Here is a 22,728-nt window from a genome sequence, read left to right on the forward strand (position 1 = left end):
TAGCTATCGGGGCGAAGTCACAAAGTTTTTTAATTAAATCGTGACATTTTTTATTTGCGCAAATTTCTTAAATTAATATTTAAAAGCACTGCGCAGTTCTGTTTTTTTGCCCCTAATTACACGTATTTTCGCAAATTGTTTTTTTGCGAAAGATTTAAAATCAAAATAATCTTTTTAATGTCTAGCTAAAATTATTTTCTCTTTTAACAGAGTAAATTAGCGTCAATTTGTGACAACATTTTTTACAATGTAATTGTTGTATGCGGAATATCTGAATTCTGGAGCATTTTGTGATGTCCAATTTTGATTTTCTGCACACCTCTTGATAAACTATTGAAGCAGTTATCCAGTTTTGGTATCATTCCTGAGTGGATTACTTTTTCTTCTTTTAGTTTATTGTATAAGGCTTCGTTGATTTCTGTTATTACAGATGAATCGTCTTCTGAATCTTGTAAAACGCCTTGTTTTTCAAAACAATACGTCAGCGTTACATCAAAAACTTCTGATAATGCGATTGATAATTCGCTTGCAATGGTATCCGCATTGGTGTTTAACAATTGTCCGTTTTTGTCATGTGTAATCGCACAGAAAACAGGAACAACTCCAGCTTCAAGTAAAGTTGCCAATAATTTGGTATTAACTTGCTTTACATCGCCTACAAAACCGTAATCAATTGTTGGGTGGTTTCTTTTTGTTGACTGAATCAAATTTCCATCAGCTCCCGAAAAACCAATTGCATTATTGTCTTTTGCCTGCAATTGCGCCACAATGTCTTTATTGATTTGTCCGGCATAAATCATTACTACAACGTCTAACATTGAAGCATCTGTAATTCGGCGTCCGTCAATCATTTGCGGAACCAAACCTATACTCTGCGCCATCTTTGTAGCCGATTTTCCACCGCCGTGAACTAAAACTTTATAGCCTTCGATTTTAGAAAAATCGGTTAAGAATTGTTCTAATTCTGCTGGATTGTCGATGATGTTTCCACCTATTTTTATTACTGATACGTTCATTTCTGTCAAGGTTCAAAGTGGCAGAGGTTCAAAGGTTCAAAGGTTTCTCAAGGCTGTAAAACCTCTGAACCTTTGCCACTTTGGACCTTTGCACCTAAATTTACAATTTCTTAAGAATCTTTTGTAAAACTAATTGTGCTGAATACGTTCTGTTATTCGCTTGTTCGATTACGATTGAATTTTCTCCATCTAAAACTTCGTCACTTACAATTACGTTACGACGAACTGGAAGACAGTGCATGAATTTCCCGTTGTTGGTTAAAGCCATTTTTTCGGCCGTAACCGTCCAATTTGGATCGCTGTTAGTGACTTTTCCGTAATCGTTGAAGTTACTCCAGTTTTTTACGTAAACGAAATCAGCATTTTCGAAAGCTTTGTTTTGATCGTATTCGATTGTGCAATCTTTTGTGATTTCCAGGCTTAATTCATAACCTTCTGGGTGTGTGATTACGAAATCCATATCTTTCTGCAACTGCATCATTTCTACAAAAGAATTGGCTACAGCCTGAGGCAAAGCTTTTGGATGCGGTGCCCATGAAAGTACCACTTTTGGTTTGTGTTTCGTTTTGAATTCTTCCATCGTAATCGCATCTGCAAGTGATTGTAATGGATGACGAACAGCACTTTCCATGTTCACAATTGGCACTGTTGCATATTTCAAAAATCCTGAAATAACAGTTTCCTGATAATCTTTTTCTTTATCAACCAAACCTGCAAAAGCACGGATTGCGATAATATCACAATATTGAGAAACTACTTCTGCAGCTTCTTTAATATGTTCAGAAGCACCAGAATTCATCACTGCTCCATCTTCAAATTCCAAAGTCCATCCTTCATTGGTAAAATTCATTACCATAACGTTCATTCCTAAGTTTAAAGCGGCTTTCTGAGTACTCAAACGCGTTCTTAAACTCGGATTGAAGAATAACATTCCTAAGGTTTTGTTTTTTCCTAAGCTTTGATTTTTAAGCGGATTCTTTTTGATTTTAATCGCTTGTTTTACCCATTTTGATAATGAGTTGATGTCTTTTATTGAGATATAGTTCATTTGTTTTCTTTTTAATTTAGATAATGTGATAATTAGAAAATTGGATAATTTTGCATTATCTGATTAACTAATTTTCTAATTGACTCATTAGATTATTTTCGTAAAAGGAATTTCGTCCTTTAATGCCTTTAAAATAAAATTATCATTTAATCCATTGACAATCCATGTTTCGATATTTGCGGCTTTTGCGATTCCTGCTGCTTCTATTTTGGACTGCATTCCTCCTGTTCCGTGTGATGATTTTGATTCGCCGATTTCTTTTTCGAGTGATTTTAAATCATTTACCAATTTGATTGTTTCCGGAACTTCATCGTGAATGGATTCTTTGGTGTAAATTCCGTTTGTATTGGTGGCAATTATTAGAATATCAACATTTAACAGCACTGCTGTTAAAGCCGCTAATTTATCATTATCTCCAAACCGAATCTCATCTGTGGCAACGGTATCATTTTCATTGATAATCGGAATGTAATTGTTTTTAACCAATACATTAATCGTATTTACAATGTTCTTTTTGGTCTGCTCTTTTTCGAAATCAGAATAAGAAAGTAAACACTGCGAAGTATTTAATCCTAAATCCTTAAAATTTTCATTATAAATCCGCATTAAATGTGGCTGTCCGATAGACGCCAAAGCCTGTTTTACAAAAACATCTTTATCTTGATTATCCAGTTTTACAAATTGCTTTGCTGCCGCAATTGCTCCTGAACTTACGATGATAAACTCATATTCGTCGTTTAAAGCTGCAATCTGAATTCCGAGGTCTTCAATCTTTCCCCGCGAAATATGATTGGTTTCTTTGGTTAAAGTATTACTTCCTATTTTTAATAAAATCCGTTTTTTCATCTTGTTATCTGCCACAAAGGCGCTAAGGCACAAAGTTTTTTTTAATCTATTAGGGTTGCAATTGTTTAATTATTTAATTGACACATTATCTAATTATCTAATTTTCTAATTATCTAAATTACCTAATTTGTCCTTCTCCGTAAACGTACCATTTATTGGTTACCAAATGCTGTAAACCAATTGGGCCTCTCTGATGCAATTTATCTGTGCTTATCGCTAATTCTCCGCCTAAACCAAATTGTCCGCCGTCTGTAAAACGGGTTGAAGCATTTTGGTACACTGCAGCGGCATCTATAGATTCCATAAATTGCTGTGCACAATCATTATCTCTTGTTATAATTGCTGCAGAATGTCCTCCACAGTATTTATTAATCATATCGATTGCATGATCCTGAGAATCGATGGTTCCAATTACAATTTTATAATCTAGAAATTCTTCATACCAAATGTCTTCGTTTTGAAGTGTTTTCGTGTTTTCAAAATTCTCTAAGGACTTATCAACGATAACTTCAACTTTTGCTTCAATTAAGGCTTCAATTAACATTGCTGTGAAACCTTCAAAATTTGGAAGTTTTGAATCGATTAAAACTTTATCTAAAGCATTACAAGCTGAAATTTTAGCTGTTTTAGCGTTTAAAATCACTTTTAAAGCTAAATCTGTGTCCGCTTTTTCATGAACGTAAACAAAATTATTCCCTCGTCCGCTTACAATTACGGGACAAGTCGCATGCGCTTTTACAAACTCAATTAATTTTTCGCCTCCTCTAGGAACAATTAAATCTACTTTTTGAGTTGGTTTTTCTAAAAATGCCTGAGTTTCTGTTCTGTTGTAATTTAGATATTCTACCCAGTCCTTCGAAACTCCATTTTCTTCTAGAGCTTTATGCCAAAGACTTACAATTTTCAGATTTGATTTTAAAGATTCTTTTCCTCCCTTTAATAAAATCTTATTTCCAGATTTAAAAGCGATTCCTCCCGCTTCGATGGTAACATCTGGACGAGATTCATAAATAATTAAAATCGTTCCGAAAGCTGCTGTTTTATTAATGACTTTTATTCCATTATCATGTGTAAATTGAAAACGCTCAACGCCAACGGGGTCTTCCTGAGAAGCCAATTGGTTTAATGATAAAATCATTTCGTCGACTTTTTTATCATCTACTTTTAAGCGTTCTTCCATCGCTAAATCTGTGCCGTCGTAATCGGCAAGATCTTCCTGATTAGTCAAGATTATCTGATTCCGTTCCTGCTCGACCAGCTTTGCCATGGACCGCAAAACCGCATTACGTTTTTCAATTGATAATGGATTCATAATTTCTAGTTGGTTATTTTTTGGTTGTTTCTATTTTAGAGAAACTTATTAATACCTAACAGGTTTTGGAAACCTGTTAGGATAATTGTATGTTTAGTTTTTTAATTCTTCTAAACTTTCTTTTAAAGCTTTTACAAACGTATCGATATCAGCTTTTTTGACAGTTAAAGGTGGTAAAATTCTTAATAGATTTTTGTTGTTGGCGCTTCCTGTAAAAATGTGTTTTTCGATGATTAATTTCTTTCTTAAAGCTGCAACATCAAAATCAAATTCTACTCCAAGCATTAAGCCTTTTCCTTTTACTTGTTTGATCCCTTCAACTTCTTTGATTTTCTCTAAGAAATATTCATAAACTTCATTTACATTTTTCTGTAAATCAAGTTTTTCAATTACATCTAAAACTGCAATTCCTGCTGCACAAGATAAATGGCTTCCGCCGAAAGTAGTTCCTAATAAACCAAAACTAGCTTCAAATTTTGGAGAAATTAAAATTGCTCCAACAGGGAAACCGTTCCCCATCCCTTTTGCAACTGAAATAATATCAGCGTTGATTCCGTGATGTTGGAAAGCGAAGAATTTCCCGCTTCTTCCGTATCCAGATTGTACTTCATCTAAAATCAAAACAACATCGTGTTTTTTACATGCTTTTTCTAAAGCCTGGAAAAATTCAGTTGTTCCTTGGTCTAAACCTCCAACTCCTTGAATTCCTTCAATAATTACTGCTGTAACATCGCCTTTAGCTAATTCAGCTTCAACCAATTCGATTTGATTAAGAGGTAAAAAAGTAACAACTTGCTGCGCATTTATTGGCGCAACAATTTTTTTGTTGTCAGTAACCGCAACTGCTGCAGAAGTTCTACCGTGGAAAGAATTATCAAAAGCCACAACTCTCGATTTTCCGTTGTGGAAAGAAGCTAATTTTAAAGCATTTTCGTTTGCTTCAGCTCCAGAACTGCATAAAAACAATTCATAATCTTCAAGACCAGAAAGTTTTCCTAATTTCTGAGCCAATTCCACCTGCAAAGGATTCTGAATGGCATTTGAATAAAAACCTAAGTTATCTATCTGATTCTTCAATTTTGCGACATAATCCGGCTGTGTATGTCCAATAGAAATCACACCATGTCCGCTGTATAAATCTAAATATTCTACTCCTTTGTCATCAATGATTTTACAATCTACTGCTTTTACTGGAGTTATGTCGTATAATGGGTAAACGTTGAATAAGTTCATTTTTGTTTTGTTTATTTTGTTTCAGGTTTCATGTTTCAAGTTACTCACTGAACGTGAAAACTAAAACTTCAAACCTTAAAACTAGTTATGTTTCGTCGTATCTATTTCGAGTCACGCACAGAACGTGAAACCTGAAACTTTAAACTTGAAACTAAAAAATTAAAATCCGCTTGGTTTCAAATGTAAACCTGTGGTTTCTTCTAATCCGAACATTAAATTCATGTTTTGAATCGCTTGTCCTGAAGCACCTTTGGTTAAGTTATCTATAATTGATGTTATCAAAACCCGGTTTCCTTTTTTCAATAAACTAATGATACATTTATTCGTTTGCACCACTTGTTTCATGTTGATGTTTGTTGTGGTAACGGTTACGAAAGGCTCATTTTTATAGAAATCTTCGTATTTGGCAACCAATTGTTCCAAACTATCATCACACAAAGTATATAAGGTTGCAAAAATTCCTCTTGGAAAATCCCCTCTATTTGGAATAAAAAGTAATTCGCTGTCAAAATCATCTTGCAACTGAACTAAACTTTCTCCAATTTCTCCCAAATGTTGGTGCTCAAAAGCTTTATAATGCGACATATTGTTGTTTCTCCAACTGAAATGAGAAGTTTCTGAAAGACTTATTCCTGCTCCTGTACTTCCTGTTGTCGCATTAATATGAACATCATTATTCAACAGATTATGTTCTGCTAAAGGCAATAAAGCCAATTGTATAGCTGTAGCAAAACAACCCGGATTTGCGATATAATTTGCTTTTTTGATTTCGGCTTTATTGATTTCAGGCAATCCGTAAACGAAATCTTTTCCTTCGAAATGAGCATCTTTATTCAATCTGAAATCATTTCCTAAGTCGATGATTTTTGTATGACTCGCAAACTGATTTTCTTTCAAAAATGAAATCGATTTTCCGTGCCCTAAACACAAGAAAACTACATTCACATTTGGATTGATTTCATCAGTAAATTTCATTTCGATATCTCCCATCAAATCTTGGTGCGCCACAGAAAGTGGTTTTCCGGCATTTGTAGTACTGTAAACAAAATCAATGTTTACTTTTGGGTGATACATTAAAATTCTGATGAGTTCTCCGGCTGTGTAACCTGAACCACCAATAATTCCGACATTAATCATGATCTAATTGATTTACAGATGAAAATATGTTTTGTGCATTTCCAAGGATTTTGATAAATCCTTTTGCATCGTCAGATGTCCAGGCATTGTTCATTTCTCCGTATTGACCAAATCCTGTGTTCATCAAATCGTTTTTAGATTCGATTCCGTCAAGTGAGAAATGATATGGTTTTAAAGAAACTGTTACCGTTCCATTTACTGTTTTTTGTGTGTCTTGCAAGAAAGTTTCGATGTTTCTCATTACTGGATCTAAGAACTGACCTTCATGGAATAACATTCCGTACCAGTTTCCTAATTGTTCTTTCCAGTATTGCTGCCATTTTCCTAGAGTATGTTTCTCTAATAAATGGTGCGCTTTGATAATAATTAACGGAGCAGCAGCTTCAAAACCAACTCTTCCTTTAATTCCGATAATCGTATCTCCAACGTGAATATCTCTGCCAATTGCGTAAGCGTTTGCTAGTTTTTCAAGTACTACAATATTGTTAGATGGTTTGTCCGTTTTTCCATTGATTCCAACCAATTCTCCTTGCTCGAAATGAAGTGTTACTTTTTCTTCTCCTTCTTTTTGTAATTGCGAAGGATAAGCTTCACTTGGCAATGGCTGACTAGAAGTTAAAGTTTCTTTTCCTCCAACACTTGTTCCCCAAAGTCCTTTATTGATAGAATATTGTGCTTTTTCCCAAGAATAGTGAACTCCGTTTTGAGCTAAATAATCCACTTCTTCTTGTCTTGACAATTTTAAATCTCTAATTGGCGTAATGATTTCGATTTCTGGAGCAATAGTTTGGAAAATTAAATCAAAACGAATTTGGTCATTTCCTGCACCTGTACTTCCGTGTGCGATTGCACTTGCTCCAACTTTTTTAGCGTATTTAATTGCTTCAATAGCTTGAAAAACACGTTCTGCACTTACTGATAACGGGTAAGTATTATTTTTTAATACGTTTCCGAAAATCAAATATTTTATAGCTTTATCATAATACTTGTCTACGATTGTAAGATTTGCGTGTTGAGCACTTCCTAATTCATAAGCTCTTTTTTCTATAGCTGATAATTCTTCTGCATCAAACCCTCCTGTATCAACAAGTACAGTATGAACTTCGTATCCTTTTTCGTTCTTTAAATATTTCAAACAATAAGAGGTGTCTAATCCTCCGCTATAAGCTAATACTACTTTTTTCATAATGTTACTTTTTTAAAAATAAGGCTTGTTTAATGGTTCTCAGTCTATTAAGAACTTTTTCGTTAAAAGGGTGTTTTGGCGGTATTTTTTGTTTTTCCTTTGGATCATACAACATACCAGTGCATAAACACATTTTGTTTTCTTTACTTTGTAAAATTTGATAATTGGTACAGGTTTTACAGCCTGCCCAAAAACTAGGATCAGTTGTCAATTCGGAGAAAGGAACTGGTTTGTAACCTAAATCCGAATTGATTTTCATTACAGCTAAACCAGTTGTAATACCAAATATTTTAGCATCTGGATATCTTTGTAATGAATAATCAAAGACTTTAGATTTGATTTTTTTTGCCAATCCTAAACTTCTATAATCAGGATGAACAATTAAACCAGAATGTGCCACGAATTTTCCGTGCTGCCAGCTTTCGATATAACAAAAACCTGCAAATTTCCCGTCTGCCAGAGCAATCATTGCATCACCATTCGACATTTTTTTCTGAATATACTCAGGAGTTCTTTTAGCTATCCCCGTACCTCTTAGCAAGGCCGATGATTCTATCGTATCACAAATTTCTTGTGCGAATTTGAAGTGTTCTTCCTGAGTAACAACAATAGAGATCTTCATTTCAATAATTGAAGTTAGAGTTAAAAATTAAAGCATACTGTTTGGTTTGAAATTCAGAATTGAATCCAATAAAATTAAGCAAAATAGTAGTAACATTCTCAAAATCAAAATATTGATTAAGAAAATTTACAAAATAATAAATACTTTTAGGATATGTTTGTCCAATGGACAAATTATGTAATTTCAAAATGAAAAGGGAGTATGAATAAATATACGGCTAAAAACTCAATGAATACTATATAGATAGTATCCGTACTTCGGGAGAAGTAATCGGTGAGTTTGTCCGTGACAAAGAAGTTATATGTAAACTTATTTTATTCATCGACGCAAAAGTACATAAAAATTTAATTCACAAAACAAAATTTTAAAAATATAACATTTTTTTATCTCAATGTTAAACCATACAAAAGCAAAAACCCGATAGTTCTAATTAACTATCGGGTTTTTAGTGTTTTAATTTCTATATTTTTAGTTCTTAGTAAACGGTATTATTTGTCCGTTAGCTAAAAGTGTCATATCAACTGCTGTTTTAGCTTCGTTAAATTTAAATTTTACTCCTGCACCAGTAGACTGAAATGTATCTTTTTCATTTTCAACAGCCGTTAAAGGAAATTTAGGATAGTTGGTAATTTCAACATTTAGTGTACTATTTTTTTCGCTAAAAATAAGTTTTAATGGCGCTCTGCTTGTTGAAAAATTCCCTAAATAACTATCCAAAATTACATCTTTTTCAATTTTACCTTTTCCTGCTGTCCAAACATTGTTTGACTCGTTGTTATCTGGAAAAAGACGTTCTGGATCAAGTGTAATACTCTCAATTTCTTCTGTAGAATTATGTTTAAAAGTCCAAACATTATTACGCTGCCAAACTTCTACCGGTAGTTGTACTCTTGAAACTTTACCGCTTTTTGTTTTTACATCTAAAATAATAGGCATTGGCATTTTATCGAAGTTTTCAACAGTAATTGCAACTCCTTTTGAAGGATCGTTTTTGATATATTTAATTGAATTAATTCCTTGATCAAACCTCCAATTGTTTACAAACCAGCTTCTCCAAAACCAGCTTAAATCTTCACCAGCAACATTTTCCATTGATCTAAAAAAGTCATCTGGCTGCGGATGTTTGTACGCCCAACGTTGTATATAAGTACGGAAAGCATTATCAAAACGTTCTTTTCCTAATACTTGCTCTCTTAAGATAATTAAAGCCGAACTTGGTTTAAAATAACACAACATACCAATATTTGCTTCTTTCATATTATCGGGAGAACTCATTACAGTTTCTAAATCTGTACGTGTAAATGATTCTGCTCTTTTATGAAAATCTGTTGGCTCTTCTTTATATTCACCATTATTAAATGCCGCTGTACTTAATGAATTTATAAAAGTATTAAATCCTTCATCCATCCAACCGAATAATCTTTCGTTTGACCCAACAATCATAGGAAACCAAATATGTCCGAATTCATGATCTGTAACTCCCCACAAATCTTGTCCTTTTGATTCCCAGCTGCAAAAAACAATTCCTGGATATTCCATTCCTCCTTCATTTCCTGCAACATTTGTTGCTGCTGGATAAGGATATTCAAACCATTGTTTGGAGTAATGTTCAATTGATGCTTTTACATATTCAGTCGAACGCCCGTAAGCATCTTGACCAGCACTTTCTACAGGATAAGCTGATAATGCTAATGCTTTTTTACCACTTGGCAAATTAATTTTCGCACCATCTAAAACAAAAGCAGGAGAAGATGCCCAAGAAAAATCACGAGCATTTTTAATTTGAAAATGCCATGTTTTTTCACCTGAAGCATTTTTATTTGCAGCTGCTGCAACTTCATCGGCAGATCGAATGGTAACTGTTTTATCGCTCAAAGATGCTTCTTTATAACGCTTAAACTGATCTGCTGATAAAACTTCAGCTCCATTTAATAGTTCTCCTGAACCTACAACATAATGATTTGCTGGTACAGTAAGTTTTACATCAAAATTCCCGTATTCCAAATAAAACTCAGAAGCTCCTAAATAAGGCGCAGTATTCCAACCTTTTACATCATCGTAAACACACATACGAGGATACCATTGTGCGATGGTAAAAATTTTACCGTTTTTAGTTTCTAAAACTCCCATTCTGTCTGATCCTTCAAAAGGAGAAATGAATGAAAACTCAATCTTAATTTTTACTGTTCCACCTTTTGACGCTAATGCTTCTGGAAGAAATACCTGCATTCTGGTATCAGTAACTACATATTTTGCATCAACAGTCGTTGGTTTCTTTCCACCAGTAATTACTTTTACTGATTTAATTTTATTTCCTCCTTCAAAAACCTGACCTTGCGCACCATTACGACTTCCTGTTAAAGGTACAACAGCATTTCCTCTAGAATCTTCTTTAAATAAGTTTTGATCTAAATTTAACCAAACAAATGATAATTTATCAGGGCTATTATTGGTATACGTGATTTCATCTGTACCAATAATTTCATTTGTAGTACCGTTTAACTTAGCAGTAATTTGATAGTCAGCTCTATTTTGCCAGTATTCAACTCCGGGCTGACCGCTTGCTGAACGGGTTGGAGTGCCGTTTTTGGTATAAAAATTCGGCCCAAATGCATCATGATAATTGTAATTATTAACAGGATTTGCTGCTGTTGTTGCTGGCGTTTGTTGTGCCCAAACAGAAGAAATCCCAACAAATAAAGCCATGGTTAGTAAGGCTTTCGAAGATTGTATTTTCATATTTTTTTGCTGTTTATGCAACAAATTAATGAAAAAAAAAGCTATTTACAGAGAAAACTACACGTCTAAATTTAATTTTAGCAAAAATTTATCAGAAAAAATATTTTACGGTTTTTTCTTAAAAAAACGAATTTTATAAAATACATTTACATCAAGATTAAGTTTAATTTTATTCAACATTATCCCCTTGAACACAATCATCTCAAACTCAATACTTAAAGCCTCTATTAATCATGCAGGAGCTGAATTATTCTCTTTAAAAAATTATCAAGAGAAAGAATTTATATGGGAAGGCAACCCTAGTTTCTGGGGCAAACACTCTCCTATCCTTTTCCCAATCGTAGGAACATTAAAAAACAATACTTACACTATTGATCAAAAAGAGTATCAGTTGTCTAGACATGGTTTTGCAAGGGATATGGAATTCGAATTGATTGAAAAAACAGAGAACAGTGCTGTGTTTTCTTTAGAATCAAACGATGAAACTTTAAAAAAATATCCTTTCGAATTTGAACTACAGCTAGTTTATTCACTTGAAAAAACATCCTTAAATATTGAATATATTGTAATTAATAAAAGTGATAGAAAAATGCCTTTCTCGATTGGCGCGCATCCAGCAATTGCTTTGCCTGAAAATTTTGAAAACTATTCTTTTAAATTTGAAAAAGAAGAAGTTTTAAAATTTAATCTTTTAGAAAATGATTTAATTTCTAACAAAACAGAGGTTTTAAAAACTTCGAATAATTTAGTTCGATTAAACTACAAACTTTTTGAAAATGATGCTTTGGTTTTCAAAACGTTAGAATCAAAATCACTAACTATTCTGGAAAATGAAAAACCTTATATTGAGGTTGATTTCGAAGATTTTCCAAGTTTAGGAATCTGGACAAAGGATCAAGCGCCGTTTGTTTGTATTGAACCTTGGTTTGGTTATTCAGACACAGCAGATAATTCTGGAGACTTATATCAAAAAGAAGGCATCGTACTTTTAGATGCAGATCAAATATTTCACTCCAAATTCAGTATAAAAATTTTATAAAAAATGTTAGAATTTAATTTTCACCCTTTTCCTATAATTAAAACTGAGCGCTTAGTTTTAAGAAGACTTACAAATGATGATGTTAATGAGGTTTTCGAAATACGTTCGAATCCTGAAACCATGAAATATATTCCGAGACCACTGGCAAAAAGTAATGAAGATGCGCTAGAGCTCATTGCACAGATCGAAGATAAAATTGTAACCAACACAGGAATCAACTGGGCAATTACTTTAAATAACGACCCAAAACTACTTGGTATTATAGGTTTTTACCGTACTCAACATGAAAATTATCGTTCCGAAATTGGCTACATACTGCATCCTGAATTTCACGGAAGAGGAATAGTTTCTGAAGCAGTAAACAGACTAGTTCAATTTGGCTTTGAAGATCTTAAACTCCACTCTATCGAAGCAGTAATTGATCCTGAAAACACTGCCTCAGAACGAGTATTACAAAAATGCGGTTTTGTTAAAGAAGCACATTTAAAAGAGGCCGATTTTTATGAAGGTGTTTTTCTAGACAGAGTAATATATTCAATATTAAACAAATAGCTTTTAAGTATTTTATCACAAAAATTAATTCTTGTTAAAAGCACTATATTTCGCAATAGTCAATGATCTATTACGTTATATTTGTGCCGAAAATAAATTAAGCCCTTTTGATCTTAAAAAATGCCATGAAAAAAATACTTTATTTAGCCGTTCTTCTTTTATCAATTCAATCTCAAAGTCAAACTTTTATCAAGTTCAATGCCGCAACAGCGCTATTAGCTGTTCCAAACATTGGTGTAGAAACCAGCCTTGGCGAAAAAACTACTTTCAGCTTTGATGTTATGGCTTCTTTTTGGGAGTCTTTTAATGGTCATAGCCCAATGAAATTTTACACTTTTACACCAGAAGTTCGTTACCATTTTAAAGAAAAATATAATGGTTTTTATGTGGGAGGACATGCAGGTGCCGATATGTACGACCTTCAAAAATGGAATTATTGGGATACTAATAAGTATGAGCACGGATTTGGTTACCGTTTTGGGGTCACTGTAGGATATAATCTAAAATTAAGCGACAAGTTTTTACTTGATATTTTTGCAGGAGGCGGATGGCACCAAGGTTTTTATCATGGATACTATAATGATGGAACTCCTGGGAGATATGAAAAAGCACAAAACTGGAATAAAAGCGGTGAATGGCTTCCTTATCGAGGCGGTGTAATGATTTCTTATAAATTATAATTAATTTGAAAGCTTAGGCAGCGTTTTTACATACAAGTCCTCTACTTTTTTTCGAGCCCAATCTGTTTTTCTTAAAAAAGTAAGACTCGATTTTATAGTCGGATTAGAACTGAAACATTTTATTGGAATCAATTCTGCCAAAGTATCAAATCCGTAAAAATTTACTAGAATTTCTAGAATATTTTGAAGTGTAATACCGTGAAGCGGATCTTTAGATTTATTTTGCATTTCTATATATTTTAAAACAACAATAAAAAGACCGTACTTAAAAAAGCACGGTCTTTCTTTTTTTACAAAATTAATGAATTGATTTAAAACAAATCAATATAATTAGAATACAAATTTAAATCCAACAGAAAGTGGAGTTGTTAAGTTTGGTGCGCTTCCAGCTAATGCTGTATTATAATAAGAATCAACATTAGCAACGTGAGCTAATCCAAAATTTGTAACAGTTGTTTTCTCTCCATTCTCTGGTTTTAGAGTTGTAGAAGTAAAGTTTGCTAAATCATAAGAAAACTCAACTGAGAAGTTTTTAGTTACAAAATAATCAAAACCTCCTGATACAGATAATCCAACTTGATTTACTTTTAAGTTACTTTCTTTTTCTTTTCCTGTAATAACCGGTAAAGCTAATTGCCCAAAGAAATATAAAGATCCTGCTACATTCCAGTATTTTCTCGCTAATGGCTGAATTACAAATAAATTAGTATTTGCAGCAGTTTTAGCATCTGTTTCTGATTTAATATTAATGTAACCCAAACCTGCTCCAACAGCAATAGATGGCGTAATAAATGTTCCTACAATAGGCAATACAGTAAGATTTGTGCCTTTTGTATCTCCACTTTTTGTCTGCTGATAACCAAATTGTGAGGTTGCAAACCAAGCTCCTTTTAACCCTTGACTAGCATCTTGAGCTTTTACTGATAATCCAAATAATACAATGGTTGCGATAGTTAAAATTTTCTTCATTTTTAATAGTGTTTTTAAATTATGAAGCAAACTTATGAGTAAGTTTTTTCCTTAAAACTGATTAAAATCATTGTTTAAAAGAAATCTTTATTTATTTTAGATTGCAGTAAAGTTTTTCAATTTTGTTTACATTTGCACTTATGTTAAAATCAGTCAATATACTTAATAAAAGAGCTAGGTTTGATTATGAAATAATCGATACTTATGTGGCGGGAATTGTCTTGACAGGAACCGAAATTAAATCTATCCGATTAGGAAAAGCTAATATTACAGAAAGCTTTTGCGAGTTTAATAACCTTGAACTTTTTGCCATCAATACTTACATTGAAGAATATTCTTTTGGAAATCAGTTTAACCACAAATCACGCAGCGAACGAAAACTTCTTTTGAATAAAAAAGAACTTAAAACACTGCATAAAAGTGTTCAAGCAAAAGGCCTTACCATTGTACCTTTAAAATTATTTACTAATGAAAAAGGTCTTGCTAAGCTGCAAATTGGTCTTTGTAAAGGAAAAAAGAATTACGACAAACGTGAATCGTTAAAAGAACAAGACACAAAACGTGATTTAGACCGTATTAAAAAAGCGTACAATTAAACGATATTTTTATTTTTAATCTGCTTTATTATTAATTTTTATAGTTATTTTTACTACAAACAATATAACTATACCATATGAAAAAGCACTTAATTATGTTAATCGTTATTCTGTCACTTTCAAGCTGCGGCAGTAATACCTCTATTGTTAACAGCTGGAGAGATCCAAAAATAACAGTAGCTCAAGAACAATTTAAAAAAGTTTTAGTGGTTGCGCTGGTAAAAGATGAGGCTTCTAGAAGGGTTGCAGAAAACAGAATTGCAGCCAGTAATCCCATTTTTAGAACTTCTTATCAGTATTTAAACGAGACAACTAAACAGCTTTCGCAGGAACAAAAATTAAAAATTTTACAAGACGAACATTTTGATGGTGTTGTAACTATGCGATTGGTTAGTACTGAAAAAGAAACTAATTACGTTCCAGGAACTTACACAGGAATGTATTATGGTGGTTTTGATGGCTTATACAGTGGAATGTATGGTTATGGTTTTGGAAATTGGTACGGAATGTATTCGCCAAATTTCTACGATCCGGGATATTATCAAGAAACAACATCTTACATGGTAGAAACTAACATCTTTTCATTAAAAGAAAACAAACTAATCTGGACGGGAACTACAAAGTCTGATTACGTAACAGATTTGGGACAAACGGTAGATGCGATTATGCAGACAGTTGTTAAAGAAATGAGAAAAGACGGTTCTCTTCCTCCAAAATAAAAGACACTTTAAAAAGCAACATTTCTAATGTTGCTTTTTTCATGACTAAAAAATTGACTATTTTTGTCAAGACTTAAAATTTCATTTACATGAAATCACTTTTAAAAAATGCACGAGAGCAAAAAGAATTAAAAACCCGAGAAGTGGCCCAGCTTCTTGGTATTGATCAAGCTTTAATTAGCAAATTTGAATCTGGAACGCGAAAACCTACAAAAGAACAAATTTCAAAACTAGCTAATCTTTTAGAGATTGATTACGAAACCTTGATGATTGCATGGTTAAAAGAAAAAATTCTTTATGAAATTGGAAACGAAGAGTTTGCCTTGAAAGCTTTACTTTTAGCAGAACAGGAAATTCAAAACAATAGCAAAAAACTAAATCCTGAAACTTTCCCATCTATAAAATCTTTATTAGACGAAATTGAGGTATTAAAAAATAAGATATTATCTTTTCAGCATTTCGATTTGCATCGAATTTCTAAAATTTTGGAACTCGAATTCATTTCAGAGATTAATAGAATGAATGGAAATTCTTTGACATTTCAGGAAACTAAAGCTGTAATAAATGAGGGCTTAATGATTCCCGGTAAAAACATGCAGGAACATCTTGAAGCTGTAAATCTTAATGATGCCATTGTATATATAAAAGACATAAATCAGAAGAAACTTCCAGTATCAGAGAAAGATCTTCTTGCTGTTCATAATCTTGTTTTTAGAGGAATTAAAATTAAAAATTCTGGAAAGTATAAAGAGGACCCAATAATTATTAAAGAAATGAATTTATTTTTTAATTGGTATGAAACCAATAAAAACAATATGCATCCTTTATTATTAGCTACTGAAGCGCATCTTAAAATAATGTCAATCTGTCCTTTTGAAAATGGAAATATTCAAATTGCAAATCTTTTAATGAATTGGATTCTATTAAAAAGCAGTTTTGTTTTTGCCGCAATAAAAGGAAATGAAGAAGAAATAAACAATTATTTAGCAACATTAGAATCGGCTCAGAATAAAAATGATAAGTCAGTCTTTATCAATTATATTCTTCAAAAAGAAAAAGAAAACCTAATTCATGCCATAACATTAGTTAATTAAAAAAGCCCGATCAAATCGGGCTTTTTTACTAATTTTTATCTTCTAATAAAGGAACAAATCTAAATTCTCCAAACTCATGCTTTTCAAATTGTGTTTCGTTTTTTCTTATCAACAAAGTCATAATCTGAACATCCTCGCCTAACGGAATAACGAGCCTTCCTCCTATTTTTAACTGCGCCATTAATGGCTGCGGAATAAACGGAGCACCTGCAGTAACAATAATACTATCAAAAGGTGCGTAACCCGGTAACCCTTTATAACCATCACCAAAAGACAGGTGTTTTGGGCGAATATTTAATTTTGGAAATAAATTGGACGTTTTCTTAAACAATTCGTTTTGTCTTTCTACACTAAAAACTTTTGCTCCCAGCATACACAAAACTGCTGTTTGATAACCAGAACCAGTTCCGATTTCCAGAATTTTGTGTTCTTTTTTTACTTCCAATAACTGTGATTGAAAAGCAACGGTGTAAGGCTGCGAAATAGTTTGCCCCGCGCCTATAGGAAATGCCTTATCTTGGTAAGCATAATCTTCGAAACTTGAATTTAGAAAAAGGTGTCTTGGAATTTTTTTTATCGCCTCTAAGACCGCTCTATCAGTAATTCCTTTTTGTTCTAAAGTGCTTACTAATTGATTGCGAAGTCCTTGATGTTTGGCAGTATCTTTCAAAATGGGTAGGTTTTATTTTGGCAAAAATAAGAAACTAAATAGGAAATCAAAATAATGATTTTTAAATATTAAATCGTTAAATCTTTATTGCATTAACTTTCACTTTAAACAAATAAATTATATTTTTGTTTAAAATACATTCTCATGTTAAAAGTAGGAGTTTTAGGTGCTGGTCATCTTGGTAAAATACATTTACGCTTATTACAACAATCTGACCAATACGAATTAGTTGGATTTTACGACGAAAATCAAGAAAATGCCGAAAGAATTTCAAAAGAATTTGGCTATACAAACTTCAGTACAATTGCAAAACTTATTCACGCTGTCGATGTTATCGATATTGTAACACCAACACTTTCGCACTATAAATGTGCAAAAGTGGCGATAAAATCTGGTAAACATATCTTTATTGAAAAACCAATTGCCAATACTGTAGAAGAAGCTGAAGAAATTATTGCTTTGGCTAAAGAATACAATGTAAAGGGACAAGTTGGTCACGTAGAGCGCTTTAATCCCGCTTTTATTGCCACAAAAGAAATGATCGAAAACCCAATGTTTATCGAAACACATCGTTTGGCAGAGTTTAATCCTCGCGGTACAGATGTTCCTGTAGTTTTGGATTTAATGATTCATGACATTGATGCTATTCTTAGTGTTGTCAATTCAAAAGTAAAAGATATTCACGCAAGCGGTGTTTCTGTAATCAGTGATACTCCAGATATTGCAAATGCCAGAATTGAATTTGAAAATGGCTGTGTTGCCAACTTAACGGCAAGCCGAATTTCAATGAAAAACATGCGTAAAACTCGTTTTTTCCAAAAAGACGCTTATATCTCAGTTGACTTTTTAGAAAAAAAATGCGAAGTAGTCCGCATGAAAGATGCACCAGAAACGCCAGGAGATTTTGATATGATCTTGCAAAATGCCGAAGGTGTAAAGAAGCAAATCTATTTTACAAATCCAGATGTTGAACACAACAACGCAATTCTAGATGAATTAGAATCGTTTGCAAATGCGATCAAAACAGATACAACTCCAGTGGTAACACTTGAACAAGCAACTGATGCTTTGCGTGTCGCATATCAAATAATTGATTGTTTCGATAAATAAAATATAAATAAATTTTAAAACTTAAATTAGCCACGTAATTTGCTTCAAATAGCGAATTCGTGGCTAAAATCATAAATATAATATCAAAATTCAAATGAAAACGATAGCTGTAATTGGTGCTGGAACTATGGGTAACGGAATTGCTCACACTTTTGCACAAAGTGGTTTTGTTGTAAAACTAATTGATGTTTCAGAAAAATCATTAGATAAAGGAATGGCAACTATTGCGGCCAATTTAGACCGTATGCTTGCAAAAGGTTCTATAACTCAAGAAGACGTTGCAAAAACCATTACTAATATTATTACCTATACTGATATTAAGGATGGAGTTGTTGGTGCAGATTTAGTTGTTGAAGCTGCTACAGAAAATGTAGAATTAAAACTTAACATTTTTAAACAGTTAAACGAAGCTTGTTCTCACAATACTATTCTAGCAACGAACACTTCTTCTATTTCAATTACGCAAATTGGCTCTGTTGTAGCACATCCTGAGCGTGTTATTGGAATGCATTTTATGAATCCGGTGCCGATTATGAAATTAGTCGAAATCATTCGTGGATACAACACGAGCGATGAAGTCACTAAAATCATCATGGATTTATCTGTAAAACTTGGAAAAACACCTGTTGAAGTAAATGACTATCCTGGTTTTGTTGCCAACAGAATTTTAATGCCAATGCTAAACGAAGCAATCGAAACATTATACAATAAAGTTGCTGGAGTTTATGAAATAGATACGGTAATGAAATTAGGAATGGGACACCCAATGGGACCGCTTCAATTAGCCGATTTTATTGGTCTTGATGTTTGTCTTGCTATTTTGAATGTAATGTACGAAGGTTTCAAAAATCCAAAATACGCTCCTTGTCCATTATTAGTAAACATGGTTAGAGCAGGAAAATTAGGAGTGAAATCTGGTGAAGGTTTTTACGATTACAGCGAAAGCAAAAAAGCAGAGAAAATCTCTAAGCAGTTTTTATAAAAAATAATTATCATGTCGATTCAATCGAATTTAAATACAATTGCAGCAAGTTTACCTGAGCATGTAACTCTGGTTGCTGTTTCAAAAACAAAACCTGTTTCAGATTTGATGCAGGCTTATGAAGCCGGCCAGCGCATTTTTGGAGAAAACAAAATTCAGGAGATGACTGATAAATGGGAAGAAATGCCAAAAGATATTCAATGGCATATGATTGGTCATGTTCAGTCTAATAAAGTCAAATTCATGGCGCCTTATGTAAGTTTGATTCATGGTGTCGACAGTTTGAAATTATTACAGGAAATCAACAAACAAGCTTTAAAAAACAATAGAATTATAGACTGTCTTCTTCAAATATATATAGCTGAAGAAGAATCTAAATTTGGTTTAGATGAAGCTGAATTAAATGAGCTTTTAGCATCTTCAGTATTTAAGGAATTAAAAAATATCCGAATTTTGGGATTGATGGGAATGGCTACTTTTACAGAAGATCAAAACCAGATTAAAAAAGAATTCACCCATTTGAAATCAATTTTTGATTCGATACAAGAGAAAAAGAATGCATTGTTTGGCGCCTCTAAATTAGATAATTTTTCAACAATTTCTATGGGAATGTCTGGCGATTATAAGCTTGCGATCGAATGTGGCAGTACTATGGTGCGCATTGGAAGCAGTATTTTTGGAGGAAGATAAACGATAAAAAAAACAACTATTCTTAAAATAAAAAGAATAAACGAATTAAACACAAATAAATGAAATCGATCATTTTACGAGAAATAAAATCTTTTTTCGGCTCACCTATCGGCTATTTGGTCATTGCGATTTTCCTGATAAGCAACGGACTGTTTTTATGGGTTTTCGAAGGTGAATACAACATTTTAAATACGGGTTACGCTGATTTGACTCCATTTTTCACTTTAACTCCATGGATTTTAATTTTCTTGATTCCAGCTATTACAATGAGAAGTTTCTCTGACGAAAAGAAACAAGGAACACTAGAATTACTCTTAACTAAACCGCTATCAATTTGGCAGATTGTAAACGGAAAATTCTTTGGTTCTTTAATCCTTATTATTCTGGCAATCATCCCTACTTTTATTTACGTAAAAGTGATTTCAGGTTTAGGTTCTCCAGAAGGAAATATTGATATGGGAAGCACAATTGGTTCTTACTTTGGATTACTTTTTTTAATTGCTTCTTATTCTGCAATTGGAATCTTTACTTCTACCCTTTCAGAAAATCAAATCGTTGCATTTATCATTGCCGTTTTTTTATGTTTTTTCTTCTATTTTGGATTTCAAGGTTTAGCAGGATTACTGCCAGGTTCTTCGAGCATCATTGCAGCATTTGGCATGCAGGATCATTTTAAAAGTATAAGCCGAGGTGTTATTGATACTCGTGATGTTATCTATTTTTTAAGCATCACTATACTATTTTTATCCTTTACCGTTTACCAATTAAAATCTTTTAAAGCGTAATGAAGCCATATACTCAAAAAAATCTCAAAGCGTTAGGTATTACAATTTTTGTTTTAATTGTTTTAAATGTTCTCGGAAGCTTATTTTTTCACCGTTTCGATTTAACTAAAGACAAAAGATACACTTTGTCTGAGACCTCTTTACAAATTGTAAAACAGGTTAAAAATCCATTGTCTATTAAGATCTATATGCAGGGAGATCTTCCTGCAGATTTTCGTCGTTTACAACAAGAAACCAAACAATTACTAGAAGAATTTCAAGCTTACAACAACAATATTGTTTTTGAATTTGTTAATCCAATGGAAAACGGAGAAGAAAGCATGGATGTTGTAAAATCACTGTATCAAAAAGGACTTACGCCAATCAACATAACTGTTGATGATAAAGGAAAACAATCTCAAGCAATGGTTTTTCCTTGGGCAATTGCAGTTTACAATAATAAAGAAGTCAACATTCCTTTATTAAAAAATATAATGGGAGCTTCAACTACTCAAAAAGTAATTGGTTCTATCCAGCATTTAGAATATTCAATTGCGGATGCAATTAATAAAATCACTAAAGACAGACAGAAAAAAGTAGCCATTATTAAAGGAAACGGGGAATTATCTGAAATTCATATTGGCAAATTACTAAGACAAATTAAAGAAAGCTATTATATTGGTCCTTTTACTTTAGATTCTGTTGCCAAAGATCCCAACGGAACGTTAGCTGCTCTTAAAAAATATGATTTAGCGATAATATCAAAACCAACTGAAAGGTTTTCTGATGAAGAAAAACAGGTTTTAGATCAGTTTATCATGAACGGCGGTAAAACAATATGGCTTATTGATCAGGTCGCTGCAGATATGGATAGTTTATACAATCAATCAGGTGCTATTTTAGCTTATCCAAGAGATTTGAATTTAAACGATATGTTCTTTAAATACGGATTTAGAATTAATCCTGATTTAGTAAAAGATGAACAAGGAAGCCCTATAAAATTAGCGACTGGGGAGCAAGGAAGTGCAACGCAATATCAAGATTTTATCTGGAAATTTGCTCCGCTTGTTCGCCCTAACTCCGAGCATCCAATTGTAAAACATTTGGGAGGTATTAAATTCGACTTTGCAAATCCAATTGATACTTTGAAAAACGGAATTAAAAAGACTATTTTATTGCAATCTTCTCAATATTCAAGACAAATTGGTTCTCCAGCTGAAGTTAACTTGAACGTTGTTGCTGAAAAAACATCTCCGCAAGATTATATCAATAAAGGATACTTAAACTTATCTGTTTTATTAGAAGGAAATTTCCATTCCGCTTTTGAAAATCGTGTTTTACCATTCAAAGATGATTCATTTCAAGCAAAAGGGAAACCAACAAAAATGATTGTTATTTCTGATGGAGATTTAGCAAGAAACCAATTAGACAAAAACATGATGCCGGTTGAACTGGGTTATGATCAAAGAACTGGAAATCTTTACGACAATAAAGATTTTATGATGAATTGTATCAATTACCTGCTGGACGATACTGGACTTATTAACATTAGAAGTAAAGATGTAGAGCTGCCATTATTAGATAAAGAAAAAGTTTATGAAAATTATACCACAACACAATTCATAACTATCGGACTTCCAATTCTAATTTTACTGGTTTTTGGGCTTATATTTACATTTATAAGAAAAAGAAAATACAGTAAATAGATGTTGATAAAAAAATTG

23 protein-coding genes are annotated in these 22,728 nt (G+C 32.8%); 11 read left to right on the forward strand and 12 right to left on the reverse strand.

The genetic code is table 11. The annotated features are described in order from the left end of the window. Positions 1 to 242 precede the first annotated feature (242 nt). The 9 genes from argB to ACHRVL_RS10415 all read right to left on the reverse strand — a co-directional run bounded on the left by argB (position 243) and on the right by ACHRVL_RS10415 (position 11,139). Positions 243 to 1,016 (reverse strand): acetylglutamate kinase, encoded by a 774-nt coding sequence (argB, locus tag ACHRVL_RS10375; RefSeq protein ID WP_395412458.1) that lies wholly within the window; start codon positions 1,014 to 1,016, stop codon positions 243 to 245. Between the two features lie 100 nt (positions 1,017 to 1,116). Continuing rightward, complete coding sequence (locus ACHRVL_RS10380) at positions 1,117 to 2,064, reverse strand: N-acetylornithine carbamoyltransferase (protein ID WP_395412461.1); 948 nt, start codon at positions 2,062 to 2,064, stop codon at positions 1,117 to 1,119. 87 nt (positions 2,065 to 2,151) lie between these two features. Beyond that, entirely contained in the window at positions 2,152 to 2,910 is a 759-nt protein-coding gene (gene proB / locus ACHRVL_RS10385; protein WP_395412464.1) for a glutamate 5-kinase, read from the reverse strand. 118 nt (positions 2,911 to 3,028) lie between these two features. Further along, positions 3,029 to 4,222 carry a glutamate-5-semialdehyde dehydrogenase gene (locus tag ACHRVL_RS10390; RefSeq protein WP_395412467.1) on the reverse strand — a complete coding sequence of 398 codons (1,194 nt, stop codon included), beginning with the start codon at positions 4,220 to 4,222 and terminating at the stop codon, positions 3,029 to 3,031. A 93-nt stretch (positions 4,223 to 4,315) separates the two neighbouring features. Then, complete coding sequence (locus tag ACHRVL_RS10395) at positions 4,316 to 5,455, reverse strand: aspartate aminotransferase family protein (protein WP_395412470.1); 1,140 nt, start codon at positions 5,453 to 5,455, stop codon at positions 4,316 to 4,318. A gap of 159 nt (positions 5,456 to 5,614) precedes the next feature. After that, positions 5,615 to 6,592 carry an N-acetyl-gamma-glutamyl-phosphate reductase gene (argC, locus tag ACHRVL_RS10400; RefSeq protein ID WP_395412473.1) on the reverse strand — a complete coding sequence of 326 codons (978 nt, stop codon included), beginning with the start codon at positions 6,590 to 6,592 and terminating at the stop codon, positions 5,615 to 5,617. After that, positions 6,585 to 7,778, reverse strand: a complete 1,194-nt coding sequence (locus ACHRVL_RS10405) for an argininosuccinate synthase (protein ID WP_395412476.1) — start codon at positions 7,776 to 7,778, stop codon at positions 6,585 to 6,587. Before ACHRVL_RS10405 ends, argC begins: the two co-directional genes overlap by 8 nt. A 4-nt stretch (positions 7,779 to 7,782) precedes the next feature. After that, entirely contained in the window at positions 7,783 to 8,400 is a 618-nt protein-coding gene (locus ACHRVL_RS10410) for a GNAT family N-acetyltransferase (RefSeq protein WP_089055819.1), read from the reverse strand. A 468-nt stretch (positions 8,401 to 8,868) separates the two neighbouring features. Further along, positions 8,869 to 11,139 (reverse strand): M1 family metallopeptidase, encoded by a 2,271-nt coding sequence (locus ACHRVL_RS10415; RefSeq protein WP_395412479.1) that lies wholly within the window; start codon positions 11,137 to 11,139, stop codon positions 8,869 to 8,871. A 187-nt stretch (positions 11,140 to 11,326) separates the two neighbouring features. Here ACHRVL_RS10415 and ACHRVL_RS10420 point away from each other — a divergent pair, with 187 nt between their 5' ends. From ACHRVL_RS10420 to ACHRVL_RS10430, 3 genes are all read left to right on the forward strand, one after another. After that, positions 11,327 to 12,178, forward strand: coding sequence for an aldose 1-epimerase family protein (locus ACHRVL_RS10420; protein WP_395412481.1), 852 nt, complete (start codon positions 11,327 to 11,329; stop codon positions 12,176 to 12,178). Positions 12,179 to 12,181: 3 nt separating this feature from the next. Beyond that, positions 12,182 to 12,730: a GNAT family N-acetyltransferase gene (locus tag ACHRVL_RS10425; protein ID WP_395412483.1), complete on the forward strand. Its 549-nt coding sequence runs from the start codon at positions 12,182 to 12,184 to the stop codon at positions 12,728 to 12,730. Between the two features lie 125 nt (positions 12,731 to 12,855). Next, positions 12,856 to 13,410 (forward strand): DUF3575 domain-containing protein, encoded by a 555-nt coding sequence (locus tag ACHRVL_RS10430; RefSeq protein ID WP_395412485.1) that lies wholly within the window; start codon positions 12,856 to 12,858, stop codon positions 13,408 to 13,410. On the opposite strand, the gene ACHRVL_RS10435 is transcribed toward ACHRVL_RS10430, so the two are convergent. Beyond that, positions 13,411 to 13,638, reverse strand: a complete 228-nt coding sequence (locus ACHRVL_RS10435; RefSeq protein ID WP_395412488.1) for a VF530 family DNA-binding protein — start codon at positions 13,636 to 13,638, stop codon at positions 13,411 to 13,413. Positions 13,639 to 13,740: 102 nt separating this feature from the next. Next, positions 13,741 to 14,379: an outer membrane beta-barrel protein gene (locus tag ACHRVL_RS10440; protein WP_395412490.1), complete on the reverse strand. Its 639-nt coding sequence runs from the start codon at positions 14,377 to 14,379 to the stop codon at positions 13,741 to 13,743. A gap of 140 nt (positions 14,380 to 14,519) precedes the next feature. Between ACHRVL_RS10440 and smpB the strand changes: the two genes are divergently transcribed. The 3 genes from smpB to ACHRVL_RS10455 all read left to right on the forward strand — a co-directional run bounded on the left by smpB (position 14,520) and on the right by ACHRVL_RS10455 (position 16,788). Then, entirely contained in the window at positions 14,520 to 14,975 is a 456-nt protein-coding gene (smpB, locus tag ACHRVL_RS10445) for an SsrA-binding protein SmpB (RefSeq protein ID WP_089055825.1), read from the forward strand. Positions 14,976 to 15,052: 77 nt separating this feature from the next. After that, on the forward strand, positions 15,053 to 15,694 hold the full coding sequence (locus ACHRVL_RS10450) for a hypothetical protein (protein WP_395412493.1): 642 nt from the start codon (positions 15,053 to 15,055) through the stop codon (positions 15,692 to 15,694). Positions 15,695 to 15,783: 89 nt separating this feature from the next. Beyond that, positions 15,784 to 16,788 (forward strand): helix-turn-helix domain-containing protein, encoded by a 1,005-nt coding sequence (locus ACHRVL_RS10455; RefSeq protein ID WP_395412496.1) that lies wholly within the window; start codon positions 15,784 to 15,786, stop codon positions 16,786 to 16,788. Positions 16,789 to 16,816: 28 nt separating this feature from the next. Here ACHRVL_RS10455 and ACHRVL_RS10460 read toward each other — a convergent pair whose 3' ends face one another. Continuing rightward, the gene (locus tag ACHRVL_RS10460; protein WP_089055828.1) at positions 16,817 to 17,458 is read right to left on the reverse strand and encodes a protein-L-isoaspartate(D-aspartate) O-methyltransferase; all 642 of its coding nucleotides are present in this window, start codon (positions 17,456 to 17,458) and stop codon (positions 16,817 to 16,819) included. Between the two features lie 144 nt (positions 17,459 to 17,602). On the opposite strand from ACHRVL_RS10460, the gene ACHRVL_RS10465 reads away from it, so the two are divergent. The 5 genes from ACHRVL_RS10465 (at position 17,603) to gldG (ending at position 22,710) form a co-directional block, all read left to right on the forward strand. Beyond that, entirely contained in the window at positions 17,603 to 18,568 is a 966-nt protein-coding gene (locus ACHRVL_RS10465; RefSeq protein ID WP_089055829.1) for a Gfo/Idh/MocA family protein, read from the forward strand. A 94-nt stretch (positions 18,569 to 18,662) separates the two neighbouring features. Then, the gene (locus ACHRVL_RS10470; protein WP_089055830.1) at positions 18,663 to 19,550 is read left to right on the forward strand and encodes a 3-hydroxyacyl-CoA dehydrogenase family protein; all 888 of its coding nucleotides are present in this window, start codon (positions 18,663 to 18,665) and stop codon (positions 19,548 to 19,550) included. 12 nt (positions 19,551 to 19,562) lie between these two features. Continuing rightward, positions 19,563 to 20,240 carry a YggS family pyridoxal phosphate-dependent enzyme gene (locus tag ACHRVL_RS10475; RefSeq protein ID WP_395412500.1) on the forward strand — a complete coding sequence of 226 codons (678 nt, stop codon included), beginning with the start codon at positions 19,563 to 19,565 and terminating at the stop codon, positions 20,238 to 20,240. Positions 20,241 to 20,299: 59 nt separating this feature from the next. Further along, positions 20,300 to 21,025, forward strand: coding sequence for a gliding motility-associated ABC transporter permease subunit GldF (gene gldF, locus ACHRVL_RS10480; protein WP_395412502.1), 726 nt, complete (start codon positions 20,300 to 20,302; stop codon positions 21,023 to 21,025). Then, positions 21,025 to 22,710 (forward strand): gliding motility-associated ABC transporter substrate-binding protein GldG, encoded by a 1,686-nt coding sequence (gene gldG / locus ACHRVL_RS10485; RefSeq protein ID WP_395412504.1) that lies wholly within the window; start codon positions 21,025 to 21,027, stop codon positions 22,708 to 22,710. The genes gldF and gldG overlap by 1 nt, the downstream gene beginning before the upstream one ends. Positions 22,711 to 22,728: the final 18 nt, after the last annotated feature.

The sequence above is a fragment of the Flavobacterium sp. FlaQc-28 genome, from assembly GCF_044007415.1.
GTDB lineage: Bacteria > Bacteroidota > Bacteroidia > Flavobacteriales > Flavobacteriaceae > Flavobacterium.